The organism is Lacinutrix algicola, assembly GCF_001418085.1.
GTDB classification, from domain to species: Bacteria; Bacteroidota; Bacteroidia; order Flavobacteriales; family Flavobacteriaceae; genus Lacinutrix; species Lacinutrix algicola.
In genome coordinates this window covers 182,565-197,381 of record NZ_LIQH01000036.1, presented here as the reverse complement: position 1 = coordinate 197,381, position 14,817 = coordinate 182,565, and the positions used below count along the sequence as shown (strand labels likewise).

Annotated in this window: 15 protein-coding genes and 1 pseudogene; 6 read left to right on the top strand and 10 right to left on the bottom strand. The window is 33.0% G+C overall.

From position 1 onward, the window contains the following. Window positions 1-15 precede the first annotated feature (15 nt). From ASC41_RS09295 to ASC41_RS09280, 4 genes are read right to left on the bottom strand one after another with little or no spacing between them, the layout of a single operon-like run. Window positions 16-1,074 (bottom strand): cytochrome-c peroxidase, encoded by a 1,059-nt coding sequence (locus ASC41_RS09295; protein WP_055436360.1) that lies wholly within the window; start codon window positions 1,072-1,074, stop codon window positions 16-18. 1 nt (window position 1,075) lies between these two features. Then, entirely contained in the window at window positions 1,076-1,867 is a 792-nt protein-coding gene (locus ASC41_RS09290; protein WP_055436359.1) for an MbnP family protein, read from the bottom strand. A gap of 11 nt (window positions 1,868-1,878) precedes the next feature. Further along, window positions 1,879-3,222 (bottom strand): hypothetical protein, encoded by a 1,344-nt coding sequence (locus ASC41_RS09285; RefSeq protein WP_055436358.1) that lies wholly within the window; start codon window positions 3,220-3,222, stop codon window positions 1,879-1,881. A gap of 10 nt (window positions 3,223-3,232) precedes the next feature. Then, complete coding sequence (locus ASC41_RS09280; protein ID WP_083477179.1) at window positions 3,233-4,912, bottom strand: choice-of-anchor B family protein; 1,680 nt, start codon at window positions 4,910-4,912, stop codon at window positions 3,233-3,235. 249 nt (window positions 4,913-5,161) lie between these two features. Here ASC41_RS09280 and thiL point away from each other — a divergent pair, with 249 nt between their 5' ends. After that, on the top strand, window positions 5,162-6,208 hold the full coding sequence (gene thiL / locus ASC41_RS09275; protein ID WP_055436357.1) for a thiamine-phosphate kinase: 1,047 nt from the start codon (window positions 5,162-5,164) through the stop codon (window positions 6,206-6,208). Here thiL and ASC41_RS16615 read toward each other — a convergent pair. Both ASC41_RS16615 and ASC41_RS09270 read right to left on the bottom strand, forming a co-directional pair. Beyond that, entirely contained in the window at window positions 6,205-6,441 is a 237-nt protein-coding gene (locus tag ASC41_RS16615) for a DUF1660 family phage protein (RefSeq protein ID WP_083477178.1), read from the bottom strand. The two genes, thiL and ASC41_RS16615, sit on opposite strands and share 4 nt — an antisense overlap. Before the next feature lie 82 nt (window positions 6,442-6,523). After that, window positions 6,524-7,303 (bottom strand): alpha/beta fold hydrolase, encoded by a 780-nt coding sequence (locus tag ASC41_RS09270; RefSeq protein ID WP_055436356.1) that lies wholly within the window; start codon window positions 7,301-7,303, stop codon window positions 6,524-6,526. 36 nt (window positions 7,304-7,339) lie between these two features. On the opposite strand from ASC41_RS09270, the gene ASC41_RS09265 reads away from it, so the two are divergent. The 5 genes from ASC41_RS09265 to ASC41_RS09245 all read left to right on the top strand — a co-directional run bounded on the left by ASC41_RS09265 (window position 7,340) and on the right by ASC41_RS09245 (window position 11,496). Then, the gene (locus ASC41_RS09265; protein WP_055436355.1) at window positions 7,340-8,629 is read left to right on the top strand and encodes a branched-chain amino acid transport system II carrier protein; all 1,290 of its coding nucleotides are present in this window, start codon (window positions 7,340-7,342) and stop codon (window positions 8,627-8,629) included. A 4-nt stretch (window positions 8,630-8,633) separates the two neighbouring features. Then, complete coding sequence (locus ASC41_RS09260; protein ID WP_055436354.1) at window positions 8,634-9,473, top strand: helix-turn-helix domain-containing protein; 840 nt, start codon at window positions 8,634-8,636, stop codon at window positions 9,471-9,473. A gap of 351 nt (window positions 9,474-9,824) precedes the next feature. Further along, complete coding sequence (gene trxA / locus ASC41_RS09255) at window positions 9,825-10,154, top strand: thioredoxin (protein WP_055436353.1); 330 nt, start codon at window positions 9,825-9,827, stop codon at window positions 10,152-10,154. A gap of 269 nt (window positions 10,155-10,423) precedes the next feature. Beyond that, window positions 10,424-10,981, top strand: coding sequence for a carboxymuconolactone decarboxylase family protein (locus ASC41_RS09250; RefSeq protein ID WP_055436352.1), 558 nt, complete (start codon window positions 10,424-10,426; stop codon window positions 10,979-10,981). Between the two features lie 134 nt (window positions 10,982-11,115). Continuing rightward, the gene (locus ASC41_RS09245) at window positions 11,116-11,496 is read left to right on the top strand and encodes a cupredoxin domain-containing protein (protein ID WP_055436351.1); all 381 of its coding nucleotides are present in this window, start codon (window positions 11,116-11,118) and stop codon (window positions 11,494-11,496) included. Between the two features lie 142 nt (window positions 11,497-11,638). Here the strand turns inward: ASC41_RS09245 and ASC41_RS09240 are convergent, their stop codons facing one another. The 4 genes and pseudogenes from ASC41_RS09240 to ASC41_RS09230 form a co-directional block, all read right to left on the bottom strand. Next, a complete protein-coding gene (locus ASC41_RS09240; RefSeq protein ID WP_055436350.1) occupies window positions 11,639-12,775 on the bottom strand; it encodes a hypothetical protein in 1,137 nt (378 codons plus the stop codon). 109 nt (window positions 12,776-12,884) lie between these two features. Beyond that, a pseudogene (locus tag ASC41_RS16815) lies at window positions 12,885-12,953 on the bottom strand (DsbA family oxidoreductase); the annotation flags it as partial. 9 nt (window positions 12,954-12,962) lie between these two features. After that, window positions 12,963-13,646: a haloacid dehalogenase type II gene (locus tag ASC41_RS09235; protein WP_055436349.1), complete on the bottom strand. Its 684-nt coding sequence runs from the start codon at window positions 13,644-13,646 to the stop codon at window positions 12,963-12,965. Between the two features lie 80 nt (window positions 13,647-13,726). Continuing rightward, window positions 13,727-14,803, bottom strand: coding sequence for an L-dopachrome tautomerase-related protein (locus tag ASC41_RS09230; RefSeq protein WP_055436348.1), 1,077 nt, complete (start codon window positions 14,801-14,803; stop codon window positions 13,727-13,729). Window positions 14,804-14,817: the final 14 nt, after the last annotated feature.

The following is a 14,817-nucleotide window of genomic DNA, read 5'->3' as shown; positions in this document are numbered from 1 at the left end:
TTTCTTCGGAAATGCTTACTCTTGAAAGTCGGGATTTGTGAGAAATGAAGGGTCCGATAATGTTAGTAGGAAAGCTTTTAAATCGGCTTTATCTTGAGTTGTAAGATTAACACCGCCTTGAGCAACTTTTTTCATTAAAGGATCTACTGTAGAAGATGTTTGTAAGCCAGTACTATAAAATTCGATAACCTCATCGATAGTATTAAATCTACCATCGTGCATATATGGAGCAGTATAGGCTAGATTTCTTAATGATGGACTTTTAAACTTTCCGTTATCGTTTGTATCTCCGGTTACTCCGCCTAAACCTAGATCTGTGAAATTAGAATCTAAACCGTTATTATGAAAAATATTATCTGTCCACAATGGATTGTTTGGGTTGCCATGGCAATGGAAGCAATCTCCTCTGGTTTCATCTAAAAAAACATTTAAACCATTTTCCTCTTGAGGTGTAAGTGTTGCTTGACCTAGAGAATAGCGGTCGAATTTTGAGTTTGCAGAGATTAGTGTGCGTTCAAATTGTGCAATAGCTTTTGTGGTTAATTCTTTTGTAATTATAGTTGTTTTAAATGCAAGGCGAAATAGTTCTGGATATTCCGGATCTGATTGTAGTTTGTTAACCACATCATCCCAATCGCTATGCATTTCTATTGGGTTTTGTACAGGTTCTAAAGCTTGGCGCTCGATACTTAATTCTTTACCATCCCAGGTAAAACGTTCGCCATAATTCCATGCTAAATTAAATAATGGCATAGAATTTCTTGAACCAAAAGTGCCGTCTATACCAACGCTAGTAGGTGTGCTATCTGTAAAAGCATGTTGTGGAGAATGGCAACTGGCGCAAGCCATTGTTTCGTTTCCAGAAAGTTTTTTATCGAAAAACAATTTTTTACCTAAAGCAACACCTTGAACCGTTTGTGGATTGTTATTTGGTATTACTGGTGGAATTATATTTTGTGAAAATATTTGTGGAATAGATAGTGGCATTGGAGTAGGTTCATAAACTTCTATTTCGTCTTTTGAACAAGCCGAAATAGAAATTATAAGTAATATATATATGAACCCGTTTTTCATTTTATTGTGTAATTGTTCCTAAGCTAAAAACATTTTGTCCATTTTCATTCATTTTTAATTGTGCTTGAAAATTTGGCATTAACATATTATTCCATTGTGTTAAATCCCATTGGTATGTGTTTTTAAACCACTCTGCAATGTTCATTTTTATTTCTAAACTAGTATCGTTAATTATTACAACAGGACCTAAGTCTACATTTATAGCTGTTTCTTGTATTGTAGGTGGAGTTGCGCTACCATCGGCAGCTCTAATTGTATGATATGCATAGCCAGTTTCTGGTGTTGTACTATTTGTAAACTTACCTTCTAATTGCATATAATGGTAACCGCCAACACTTCCTAACATTGGTGTGTTTGGTACTGCCCAAGATTCAGAATTTAAATCTAAATAAGCGCCATCAACATTATCTTCTGCATCAAAGCCAAAAGTGAATGAAACGTTTGTATAAGTTCCTGTAGGTATTTTAGTTTCTGGAGTAAAAGATAAATTGTTGTTATTGGTAACATCGACCAGATTATAAATATCTAAAACAATGTCTTCTTCGCCTTCGCGAGAAAAAGTAATATCCGATATTAAATATCTTAGTTTTTCTATGCTCAGCATTTCACCATTTGCATTGGTATATTGAACGGTATTAAAGTCTGAATTTGTTACTGCAGTATCATCCCAATTATGTGTGAAGTTAAATGTTGTTTCAACTTCTGTTTTTGCAACTAAATTATCATCTAAATCTTCTCCACATGATGTTAAAGTAATGGTAGTAAAAATTAATAAGGCAAAAATTCTTTTCATTGTTTTTTGTTTTAATCAATATTGATAATCAGTAAATCTGAGAACCCTTTATTTTCTGTAATATCTATGTCGTTACTGTAAGTGTCTCCTACCACGACTACTTTTTTATTATTTAATTCTGTAATTCCGTAGGCAAAATCTATGTTTGTTCCACCGATAGTTGTTTCCCATTCTATAGTACCGGTGCTATTTATTTTTAAAGCCCAAGCATCGTTTTGACCTTTGTTTTCTGAAACATCAACATCGTTACTTCTAGAGCTTCCGGCAATTAAAAAACCACCATCTTGAGTTGCTGTAATGTCTCTTGCGGCATCAAAGTTTGTACCTCCTAAGGTTTTTTCCCAAAGCAATTCGCCTAAAGGAGAAATTTTAATAAGCCAAATATCTGCGGCTCCAATGTTATTAGAGATATCGACATCGTTACTTCTAGTGTCTCCCACAATTAAAAAGTTTCCGTCTCCTGATTTTACAATCGACCAAGCTTCGTCTATTTCGTCTCCTCCAAAAGATTTCTCCCAAACAATAGCACCAGTTTCTGATATTTTAACTGCCCAAAAATCGTAAGATCCAATGTTGCTAGAAATATCAGTATCCATACTGTCTGTTCCTCCAACCAATATATAGCCGTTATCATCAGTTTGTACTACACCTGCTGGTGTATCTGTTAATAACCCACCATAATATTTGCTCCATTCTGTATTTCCTGAGGCATCTAGTTTTATAGCCCAATAATCTCCGCCGGCATGTTTGTTACTAAACCTTGAGGTGTCGCCTTGTCCATTAGAGCCTGTAACGTCTAAAACGCCAGTTACTAAATAACCAGTATCGTTAGTTTGAATTACAGATATACCATAATCTGCACCTTGGTATCCAAAAGATTTTTGCCAACTAATATTACCAGAAGCATCTAGTTTTGCTAACCAATAATCGTTTTGTCCATTATTACTTGAAACATCTCCATCGTTACTAAAGGTTGATCCTAAAACTGCATAACCACCGTCTATAGTTTGTATAATGTCTTGTCCTTTATCATCTCCAGTTCCGCCATAGGTTTTATTCCATTGTACTTCATTTTCTTCATCAAACTTTAAAACCCAGAAATTAAAAACTTCGTTTTGCTTGTCTGTGATGTCTCCATCCACACTTTGGGTGAAACCAATAACGGCATAGCCACCATCGTTAGTGCTTACAATTTCTTGAGCGCTGTCGTTTTTGGAACCACCGTAAGTTTTTACAGATGATACCAATCCAGAGGGTAAAACAGTATTACTTTCAATATTGTCGTCATCGTTTTTACAACTTATTACAATTGCAAAAACAAATAAATAGAGTAATAAAGCACTTTTGCTTTTCATTTAAATAGTGTTAATTACTTTTTCTAACTACAAATAGGCCACCTTCAATATCGCTAATAATAATATTTCCACTAGCAAAATATGGGTAAACACTCCATACGCCATTAAAATTAGCACTGTTACTAGATGGGAATGTATCGAAAAAAGCTGTTTCTGTCATTGCATTGGTTGCTGAAGAAATATTTGAAATATCTAATATTCTTAATCCAGCTCTATAGTTAGCTAAGTAGTATTCATTTCCTTTTACATAACCATTGTGGTCGATTGCTTCAGTTGGTCCAAAATAAGATGAAGATAAAGAAGGGTTGTCTAAATCTGTAAAATCGAAAACTAAAGTTTTAGTATTAAAGCCAAAGCCTTGCTCGTCTAGCTCATCACCTAAAATAAAATAAGCTTGGTCCTCTGTAAACCAACCTTGATGTGCGTAGGCTGTTTGTGGATATGTAAATTCGCTAATTGGGACTACATCATTTTTATCTGTAACATCTAGAATTACAACTTTATCTGTATTACCATTACTTCCAACGTAAATTTGTCTTCCAGTATAATCTGTATCTGGACCATTATAGGTTACTACTTGTGCATCATGAGAATATCCTCCAGCAGTATAATCGCCTAAAAATGTTGGGTTCGTTGGGTTTGTAATGTCAACAAAAACAGGTCCTCCACCATTAGTTGAGTTGCAACCTACTAAATAGGCAACACCTTCGTTTTCGTTTATTACAATGTTATGGCAGCTTCCAACACCTGTATAAATAGCATCAGCAGTAAAAGTTTCTGGAGCATTTGTAACGTTTCTTAATCTTGTTAGATCGAAAACTTGCATACCATGTGCTCCTACATTATCGGCAACAATAAAAGCATGGTTATTATATACTTTAACATCTCTCCAAGCGTTTGATCCTGCGTTAGAATTTAATCTCCCTAAAAACATTGGATTTACAGGATCTGTAACATCTACAAAAGCGGTAGTGTTTGATAGTGCAATTATAGCATATTCATTATTGTTTGTTGGGTCTGTCCATCCCCAAATATCACTTCCTTCACTATTTGTGCTACCTCCTAAAGTTTGTAAATCAATTACAGATAATAAATCTATTCCATTACATGGGTAGTCTCCGGCCATTCCATTTTCACATGGAAAAAGAGGGTTGAAGTCACAAACATCACCAATACCATCACCATCTGTATCTGCTTGATCAGGATTTGCTGTTAAAGGACAGTTATCTATAATATCATCAATACCATCGTTATCATTATCTGCATCACAAACATTACCCATTCCATCTTGATCTGTATCTAATTGGTTTGAATTTGCAATTGTTGGACAGTTGTCAACATCGTCCGGAATACCGTCTTCATCTTCATCTTGTTCACAAGCATCACCAACACCATCTCCATCTGTATCTGTTTGGTCAGGATTAGAGAAGAAAGGACAATTGTCTAGGGCATCAATAATACCATCTTGATCACCATCTGGATCACAAACATCACCAACACCATTACCATCTAAATCTGCTTGATCTGCGTTTGCTATTTCTAAACAGTTATCTGTTGCGTCAGGAATACCATCTCCATCTGTATCTGCAGCAGGAGTATTGTTTGTGGTTTCATTAGAACAATTATTAAAAGCAAATGCCATTACTAAGCAAAATAGTATAAGTGAAGTACTCTTTTTTATAATTTTCATTTTAATAATTTTTTTTAGAGCTTATTTGTTTTTAGCACTAATAGGTGATTTGTTTCAAAATCAAAACTAAGAAAAAAAACGATAAAACGCTGGTTTGTAACGTTAAAAAGCCAGTGTGTTGGTTTAGCCTTATTTAGCTTTTAATAAACGGATTAATAACCTATGTATTGTTTAAATCTACTTCCTATTAGATAAACAATTAAATATTAATTTACCCTAATTATTAATTCATCTTCTTATTTTTGCATTATGATAGAAGATAAAAATCAAGCACGTACACCATTAAGTGAATTAGGTGAATTTGGACTAATAGATCATCTTACAAAGCAATTTGAGATAAAGCAAGAATCTACTGTAACTAGTATTGGAGATGATGCAGCCGTTTTAAATTTTAAAAACAAGCAAATTGTAGTAACAACAGATATGCTAGTTGAAGGTGTTCATTTCGATTTAAGTTATGTGCCTTTAAAGCATTTAGGTTATAAAGCTGTGGTTGTAAACCTATCTGATGTTTATGCTATGAATGCCAAAGCAACTCAAGTAACAATATCTATAGCTGTTTCTAATCGTTTTCCTTTAGAAGCGTTAGAGGCTATATATGAAGGGATTACTTTAGCATCGAAAATATATAATGTTGATGTTGTTGGTGGAGATACAACATCATCTACTTCTGGATTAATAATTTCTGTAACGGCTATTGGAGAAGTTAATGCCGAAGATGTAGTGTATAGAAAAGGAGCAAAACCAAATGATTTACTAGTAGTTACTGGTGATTTAGGAGGCGCTTATATGGGGCTTCAAATTTTGGAACGTGAAAAAGAAGTGTTTAAAGTAAACCCACAAAATCAACCAGATTTGGATGCTTACACTTATGTAATGGAGCGACAGTTAAAACCAGAAGCGAGACAAGATATTGTTAAACTACTTAAAGATTTAAATGTAAAACCGACGTCTATGATTGATGTAAGTGATGGTTTGTCTTCAGAGATTTTACATATCTGTAAAGCAAGTGGTGTAGGATGCGATTTATATGAGGATAAAATTCCTTTAGATCCTCAAGTGATTTCAACTTGTGAAGAATTTAATATAGACAGTACAACTGTGGCTTTAAATGGAGGTGAAGATTATGAACTGTTGATGACAGTTTCTCAAGAAGATTTTCCTAAAATTAAAGCAAATCCTAATTTAACAGTTATTGGATTTATAACTGAAGAAAATGCAGGAGCAAATCTAGTTACAAGAGCAGAAACTAAAATACCTATTACAGCCCAAGGTTGGAAAAATTTCTCTAGTTAAGAAGTCATTTTATAAGCAATAAGCAATTCTTCTCTACGAAGTCTTGCTTGTTTTTTGTTATGCATTTTAGATAGGATAGAGTTTATCTCTTTATATTTTGGTGTAAGGTCAACTAGGTATCCTTTACTATTAGTAGTTAGCTGCTTATTGCATTTACAGCATTTATATTCTTTTACGTAATAAGTAACACTTCTAGATATTTCGTATTTGTGGCCGAATAGTTTGCAAAACATAGGTTGGTTGTTAGTTTAGGCTCTTAATATTGATTTTTAAGAAGTTAAATATAAACAAAAACCAGAAACGCTCGCCGAAACGTTATATTTTTTCGACGAAATGCATTATTTTTTTAATTAAAGCAGTTTCATTTTCTATATGACTCATATGACCTTCAGAAAAAACATGAGTATCAATATTGTGAGTGTGCGTGAATTTTAATATGTTTTCAGTATTTAAAATCGTGTCTTTTTCACCTAATAAAACAATTTTTTTAAAGGTAGAATTAGCAAAGAAATTAGAAGTGTCTTCGCGTAATCGCATGCCTTCATTTGCAGCCATATAACCTTGAACAGGTGTTTTTAAAGCGGTATTTAATGCAGCGTTGTAAGCTACAGAATGCACAACTTTACTTTTTACGCTAAATAAATTTGCAAAACTCATGCGTACCATGTTTTCATAATTGGTTTGTACCATTTTATTGGCACGCGCTCTTAATTGTTTACGGTCTTTATCGTCTTCTTCGTATGTAGAATTCAATAAACATAAGCCTTTAATACTTTCTGGATATAATTTAGCAAATGCTAAAGCAACATAGCCGCCCATAGAATGACCAATAAAAATGTATTTTCTAAGTTTTAAATGTTTTAAAACAGCAGAAACAGCTTCAGCCATATCTTCCATTGTGTGGACGTAGCCTAAACAACCTGTTTTTCCATGACCTAACAAGTCTATAGCAATAACTCTATTCTTTTTAATAAGTTCTGGTGTTATATTATTCCACATAGAATGGTCTTCTAAAAAGCCATGTAATAATACAATTACTTGTCCTTTACCAGAATCTGAATAAAAAATGGGAACACCTTTATAATCTAGAATCATTTTTTAAAGTATATTGGTCAAAGATAATTTTATGCAATGAATAATAATAAAACAATATTAATAATTGGCTTCGCAATTTTCGCTAGCTATTTTGGAGCAGGAAATTTAATATTACCACCACAATTAGGTTTCAATTCTGGGCCAGATTGGTGGCTTGTAACACTTGGTTTTATTGCTTCGGCTATAGTTATACCGCTTTTAGCTTTGTTTGGTCACGCAAGATTACAAGGTACAATGTTAGACTTTGGTAAAAAGGTGTCACCATTATTTAGTTTAATATATTGTTTAAGTGTATACATTGTTGCTATAGCGTTGCCAATACCAAGAACAGCAGCAGTAACACATGAAATGGCAATTCAGCCTTTTTTCGACACGTCATCCTTATTAACAAGTTCTATTTATTTTGGTATTGCTTTCATTTTTGTTATGAAAAGAGATCGCATACTAAGTATTTTAGGAAAGTTTCTTACGCCTTTAATTGTTTTAATTCTTTTGGCTATAATAGGTATCGGACTTTTTTCTTCTCCAGAAAGTATGAATCCTTCAGTTTTAGAATCTCCAGCTTTAATAGCAGGATTGCTTGAAGGTTACCAAACTTACGACGCCCTTGGAGGAGTAGTAATAGGAGGTGTAGTAATAATATCTCTTAATTTAGAAGGAGGCGTTTCCTTTGAAGATAAAAAAGCAATCATTGCCAAATCAGGATTAGTAGCAGCCATTGGGTTATTTATAATATATACAGGAATGATAGCCGTTGGCGCATTACATAATACAGAATTCGATGCTTCAATTTCTAGACCAGAATTACTAACAGGTTTAAGTATAAAAACCTTAGGAAACATTGGTAATGTGTTTTTAAGTGTATTAATCGCTTTAGCTTGTTTTACAACAGCAACTTCAGTAATTGTAGGTACAGCAGATTTTTTTAAAGGCCTTTTTAAAAACTCGCAAACAGTGTATACGGTAACAGCAGTTATTTCGTGTTTATTAGGTGTGTTTGTTGGGCAGTTTGATGTGAGTTATATTATAGTTGTAGCCGTACCAGCGTTAATGTTTATTTATCCAATTACTATTGTATTGATACTTTTAAATGTAATACCAGAAAAATATGCATCTTCTGCAGTGTTTAAAGGTGTTGCATTGGTAACCGTTTTATTTAGTATTCCAGATTTTTTAGGATTTTTATTACCAGAAGGCAATTTAACAGGTGTTAAATCCTTTATTCCGTTGGCAAATCAAAATTTAGGATGGTTAATACCAGCATTAATTTCATTTTTAGTGTTAAATATCAAAACTTTTACGACTAATAAAACCATTAGCTCGTAAACCAATGGCAATACAAGACATTTCAACATATACCTATAAAGACCTTTTTTCGTTAAGCGTCGTACAATTCGAAAAAGCCTGTGTGGTTAATAAACCAGAACAAGTCGATTCCTACAGTATATATTGGATTAAAGAAGGAAAAGGTACCTATAACATAGACTTTAAAAGCTACTCTTTTAAGGAGAACGTATTGTTTTTTCTATCACCTGGTCAAGTATTCTCGGTAGATTCCGAAAAAATAAAAGAAGCCTACAAAATTACATTCGTAAAAGACTTCTATTGCATACAAACACACGATAAAGAGGTTGCCTGTAACGGTGTACTCTTTAACAACGTTTACGAAACACCTTTTGTAAAACCATGCGAAAACGATACTAAAAAACTTAGTTTTATATTAGAAAGCCTTATCGAGGAATTTAAAAACACCGAAACCGCCCAATACGATATGTTGCAAACCTATTTAAAGCAATTTATCATCCATTCCGTACGCATACAAAAAGAACATCATCCCATAAAAACCGACATAGAAACCAAGCTTTTTAAAGACTTTAGTACACTAGTCGAGCAAAATTACAAAACGCTACACGCCGTAACCGACTATGCAAATAGGTTAGGATTATCGCCAAAATCGTTGACCAAAAACTTTCAAAAAGTAGGCGCAGAAACACCAAGCGATTTCATTAAAAACCGAATCGTCCTAGAAGCCAAACGCCAACTCATTTATACAGACGAAGCCGTAAAACAAATAGCCTACGACCTCGGTTTTAACGATTCGGCATACTTTAGCCGTTTTTTCACCAAAGCCACCACAAAGTCACCACTTCAATTTAGAAAAGACTATTAGCGTCACTACGAATCTTGCTTTTTAGCAAGATGTGGTCATCTCATCCTAGTTTTTAAAATTTTAATGGCGTGCCCATAAAGGTCAGGCTGTACGTTATATCTTTTTTTTTAAGCTGAATCTATTTTAGCAACTCTCCAATACAATAGTATTACCTTTTTATTAGTAACCTCTCCTTAAAAAAAGGATGCCACTTCCATCCTTCACGCAAGATTACCGATTCGAAACCCAATAAAACTGAATAAAAATAGGCAAGTCCAAGCATAAGGAACCTTTGTCTATTTATTACTAGGTACTTACAGCGCATCTTTGCATTATAATTAAAACAACAACAACATTAAAATTATAAAACATATGGACATTCAATTAAATCAAGCCGACTTTAAAAGCACAGTATTAAACAACAAAAAAGTAGTATTAGATTTTTATGCAGACTGGTGTGGACCGTGTCAAACATTATTGCCAACCATTCATAAGTTAGCAGACGAGTTAAACGACGATGTTATTATTAAAAAAGTAAACGTAGATAAAAATCAAGATTTAGCAGCATACTTTAAAGTAAGAAGTATTCCAACACTAGTGTTTTTTCAAGACGGAAAAGTAGTCGATAAACACACAGGCTTAATAACAGAAAGAGAACTAAGACTAAAAATAGACGAACTAGAAGTAACCGTAACCCAATAAAAATAGGCTGTCCATGCATAAGGAACTTTTGTCCATTTTTAAAGGCAAGTTCTCGTCGCATCTTTGCAGTGTAATTAATTAGTAATATTAAAAACCAAAAATTATGAAAACAATACAAAACATACAATGCCCAAATTGTTGGGGATACCAAACATACGACGAGCAAAATGCACAACAACAATTATGCAAATGTTCTAACTAAAAGTTAAAAACAACAAACAAACATAAATAGTATTTCCGCGAAAGCGAAAAACATAAAAACAAAAACAATGAGCACAAGAATTAAAACATTAGATCCAGCAACAACAACAGGAAAAGCTAAAGATTTATTTAACGCAGTCCAAAAGAAATTAGGTTTTATACCAAACCTTATTAAAGTATTTGGAAACTCTCCAGCAACATTACAAACGTATTTAAGTTTAGGAGAATTAACAGCAAGTGGTGATTTTACAAACAAATACCGCGAACAATTAGCATTAGCAATTGCCGAAACAAACGCATGTAACTACTGTTTATCTGCGCACACAGCAATTGGTATAATGAATGGTTTAACCGAAGAGCAAACACAACAAAGTCGTAAAGGTTTTGCAAATGAAGATAAAGATCAAGCAGGATTACAATTTGCACAGGCGGTAACATTAAATCGCGGACAAGTATCTACAGAAGCCATTGCAGAAGTAAAAGCAGCAGGTTTTAACGATGGCGAAATATTAGAAATTGTACTTAACGTTGTGTCTAATACATTAACAAACTATGTAAACCATATAGCAGAAACAGAAGTAGATTTCCCATCTGTAGAAGCAGGAAAGTTTACAGTAGCACAATAATAACGTGTCACTTCGAGTGGTTTTGTAAAGCATGAAAAAAGCGTATCGAGAAGCTCTTGATGCTTTGTAAAATCTCAACTCAAACAAAAAGAATAGAATTAAACAATAACAAATAAATTAAAACAAATTACATTATGAAAAATTTAGTATTAGCAGTATTTTTAGTAGCCTTCACATTCGTATCTGGAGCACAAGACAAAATGAGTAAAGCAGTAAAAACAATCTCATTAGAGCAAACAGCAGGAGAGTTTACGCAAAAAGCATTAACAGTAAGCGAAGGTACTTATGTATTTAATGTAACAAACACAAATGCTGCACCAGAAGTTGGTTTAGTATTAATTGAAGCTGGTAAAGACGGTAAAGATGCAAAAAACCACATTGCAGATGCTTATGTATCTCAAATGGTAAAGCATGGTAAAACAGAATCTTCAAAAGAAGTAACGCTTACAAAAGGTACATACACATATTTTTGTCCTTTTAACAAAACACCACAGTATACTTTAGTAGTAGAGTAGTTAATTATTTAGTTTTTAAGTAGAAAAAGCGAGCCTTGTATGAGGCTCGCTTTTTTTTGTTTCGTTTATCGTGTTTGATTTCGTTACGGGTGTAAGCAAGCTAGAACTAGCAATAAATTATATAAGGTGTTAGCAGATGTGATTATAGTTTGTAAACTCTTCTATTCCTTAAGCTTATTTCAATTTTACCAAAAGAAGTATCTCTATAAATACTTTTTTTTCCATTTATTAATTCTATTTCTCCTATTGGATGAACTGAAGTTTTACTTTTAACAGATACGTTTGACGAATTGTTAATTATTTCTTCCAATTCAAGTGAAGTTGGTTCTGATACATGAAATTTTTCAATCAATTTGTCGCAGAAACCAGATTCATTATTTGATTTTACTGGGAAAACGTAATTATATGAATGTAAACCTCGTAATTTAGAATAATCGACTTTTGTAGAAGGGAATTTAATTCCATCTATGTCCTGTTTTGTAGATATGTATTCAAGTAATAGCTGAGGAATTATATATTCAGGTTTAAAATTACCATGTGGATTTTTAGCTTTAATTGTGCAAGCTAATGTTAGAGGATAAGTTACCAAATAACTTAAAACATAGGCTAATTGTTCATCCTCATTTTTATTAGTATCGTTATTATAGTATCCGTTTATGAATTCCATAAAGTGATTAATTTCGATTACTGAAAGCTCTTCTTGATTTTGAATTTTTGAAAACCATAAATCTCTTAATCTATACCTTTCAAATTCTTCCCAACAAGTATAAGTTGCATCTGCCATATATAAAGCTGGAAATCCAATTAAACTGTATCTGTTTGTGGAAACAATGTGTCGATATTGGAATGGAACATGAAATAGATCTTCTTTACTGAAATGAATGTCTTCATCTTTCCGCGCCCTATAAAAAGAACTTCCTTTTCTGATTTTTTTAACCATTTTAATATCATTAAAAAACACTCTTTCTAAAGATGCATTAAATATAGTCGTAGCTTCATGGAATTTTCCATTATAATATAAATCAATAGTCTTATTTATAGATTCAGATAAATCAATTATTTTAGAGATAATAATATCTTTTTTGCTATTCGAAAATGGAACACATAAATCAATTTCATCATAGAGATATTCTTGGTAATGTTTTGTGTAATCTTCTAGAGCTTTTTTTATAAAACTCGGAAAATAGTCTGAACTATTTTGAATTATAGAAGTTTTAAAATACTCTTGTTTCAAAGAAATAATTATTTTATTCGAGAGTGTTATCGCGCTGTTGTTCATCATTCCTGCCAATGTTTAGTTGATAAAAAATCGTTTCAATGTTTTTTATCATACTCTAAACGAAGTTAGTGGTTTTTTAACAAAGTCAAGGCGAAGTTTTTACTAATTAAACTGCTTTTTCTAAACGCTTATATCCAATGGTACACCATGGGCAAACAACATCTGAAACAATGTCTATTTTTAGTTCTTATTTGTATTGAATAAGAATATCTGCTATTAATTTTAAGTTTGGTTCGTTTATTTCTGTTTGTGGTGCTAACGGAAATGTTTGTTGTCCTGGTCTGCTAACAAAAGCAGCTCGCCATCCAGCCCAAAGTGCGCCTGCAACATCCCAACCATGTGCAGCAATAAGCATACAGTCTTCTGGTTTTGCGTTCATTTTATGGGCTGCCCAATTATAAACATCGGTAAAAGGTTTAAATTTACCAACAGATTCAATACTTAATAGCTCATCAAAATAAGTTGTTAAACCAACGTTTTCAAATTTGTTTTTTAAGCTTTCTTTATTAGAATTAGTTAGTGCTACCAAAGTGTATCCTTCCTTTTTTAGTAAGGTTAAAGCGTCTTTAACTTCTGGATGCGGTGGTAAATTTTGCATGGCATTAACTATAATATCTCGCGCCTTATCCTCGGGAATTGTAATTCCATTATTTGCTGCAACCATTTGTAAAGCAGCAGCACCAACATGTCCAAACGGTTTGTATTGTCCGCTTGCAGAAACCACTAACGAGTATTGCAACATAGTTGTGAACCACAAGGATAGCAAATGGTCTTTTCCGCCTAAAGCGTCACCAACTTGCTTTTTCATTATCGTTAAATCTAATAACGTTTCGTTTACATCGAAGAATAATACTTTAGGTTTGGTTTTCATTTTATGAAGATATGTAATGTTTATAATTAAAAAAACAGACTGATAAAATCAATCTGTTTTTTTTCTTGAAGCATTAAAAACTAATTTGCTAATGCAATTTTATTAACGGTAAATTCCATGTTAGAAATATCTGCAGTGACCTCATTAATTCTAGAGTTGGTGAAATATAAATAACCGTTATATATGCTAAAAGTATCTGCCCATTTTATGGCATCACCTTCAATTAAAGTGTGTATGCTGCCATCTGGTTTGCGATACATAATTTTATTGTGTTCTAGGTCTGCGTAATATAAGTTTCCGTTGTCGTCAAAAATCATTCCGTCGGGCGCAGACGTTTTAGCTTCAAAAATGACTGCATTTTCAATCTCTTTTTCATCTTCTAAAGTTAATGCTGTTGTTGGTATGCTAAATAAACTATAGCCTGAAAGTGCGTGGTAGTATAGTTTGTTATTCTTGGTATCTAAAGCTATTCCGTCAGAATTTACAGAATTCGTCCATGTTTTATTCTCAAAAGTTAAAAAATCGACTTCTGCTGCTGTAGAAGAATGGTTGTCTAAAACTCTAGTAAACTTTTCAGTTTTTAAATCTAAAATTACTAATCCAGAATTACCAGAATCTGTAAAGTAGATTTTGTTGTTCTTTTTGTCAAGACGTAAATCGTTGATGTAAGAATTAGGGTGATATGCCTCTTCATTTAAAATATAAGTATGCTCTAGTTCTTTTGTATTTATATTAAAAACAAAAATTCTAGGAGCATCTACCACTTCTTGAAAAAGGGCACTTCTAGTATCTAAAACATAGATAAGTTGGTTGTAAACAACAACAGACTGTACACCAACAAATTTATTAGCTTCTATTTTGTTTCCTATTTCCCAAGAGTTCCACGCTTCATTAGGAAAAGCAGTGTTGGTATTATTTGTTATTTCTGCTACAGAATTCTTAACGCCTTTTCTCCATCTTGGGAAATTCACAAAAATACGACCTTCATTACTTACCGAGACTCCAGTGACTTGTTGTCCTTTAAAAGCGGTTATTTGAGTGGCTTTTGGAGTTTCGGTTTGTACCGTAACAGGTGTCGTTTCCACTTTGTTTTCTGTTTTTTCTTTACAAGAAATAAATAAAATTGAAAGGATAATGATGTAGCTAAAATTTTTCATTGGTATGTTTTTCT

What these genes read in the sequence shown, in the direction of transcription:
- ASC41_RS09295 (WP_055436360.1), bottom strand. Translation starts at nt 1,074, where the DNA reads ATGAAAAACGGGTTCATATATATATTACTTATAATTTCTATTTCGGCT.
- ASC41_RS09290 (WP_055436359.1), bottom strand. Translation starts at nt 1,867, where the DNA reads ATGAAAAGAATTTTTGCCTTATTAATTTTTACTACCATTACTTTAACA.
- ASC41_RS09285 (WP_055436358.1), bottom strand. Translation starts at nt 3,222, where the DNA reads ATGAAAAGCAAAAGTGCTTTATTACTCTATTTATTTGTTTTTGCAATT.
- ASC41_RS09280 (WP_083477179.1), bottom strand. Translation starts at nt 4,912, where the DNA reads ATGAAAATTATAAAAAAGAGTACTTCACTTATACTATTTTGCTTAGTA.
- thiL (WP_055436357.1), top strand. Translation starts at nt 5,162, where the DNA reads ATGATAGAAGATAAAAATCAAGCACGTACACCATTAAGTGAATTAGGT.
- ASC41_RS16615 (WP_083477178.1), bottom strand. Translation starts at nt 6,441, where the DNA reads ATGTTTTGCAAACTATTCGGCCACAAATACGAAATATCTAGAAGTGTT.
- ASC41_RS09270 (WP_055436356.1), bottom strand. Translation starts at nt 7,303, where the DNA reads ATGATTCTAGATTATAAAGGTGTTCCCATTTTTTATTCAGATTCTGGT.
- ASC41_RS09265 (WP_055436355.1), top strand. Translation starts at nt 7,340, where the DNA reads ATGAATAATAATAAAACAATATTAATAATTGGCTTCGCAATTTTCGCT.
- ASC41_RS09260 (WP_055436354.1), top strand. Translation starts at nt 8,634, where the DNA reads ATGGCAATACAAGACATTTCAACATATACCTATAAAGACCTTTTTTCG.
- trxA (WP_055436353.1), top strand. Translation starts at nt 9,825, where the DNA reads ATGGACATTCAATTAAATCAAGCCGACTTTAAAAGCACAGTATTAAAC.
- ASC41_RS09250 (WP_055436352.1), top strand. Translation starts at nt 10,424, where the DNA reads ATGAGCACAAGAATTAAAACATTAGATCCAGCAACAACAACAGGAAAA.
- ASC41_RS09245 (WP_055436351.1), top strand. Translation starts at nt 11,116, where the DNA reads ATGAAAAATTTAGTATTAGCAGTATTTTTAGTAGCCTTCACATTCGTA.
- ASC41_RS09240 (WP_055436350.1), bottom strand. Translation starts at nt 12,775, where the DNA reads ATGAACAACAGCGCGATAACACTCTCGAATAAAATAATTATTTCTTTG.
- ASC41_RS09235 (WP_055436349.1), bottom strand. Translation starts at nt 13,646, where the DNA reads ATGAAAACCAAACCTAAAGTATTATTCTTCGATGTAAACGAAACGTTA.
- ASC41_RS09230 (WP_055436348.1), bottom strand. Translation starts at nt 14,803, where the DNA reads ATGAAAAATTTTAGCTACATCATTATCCTTTCAATTTTATTTATTTCT.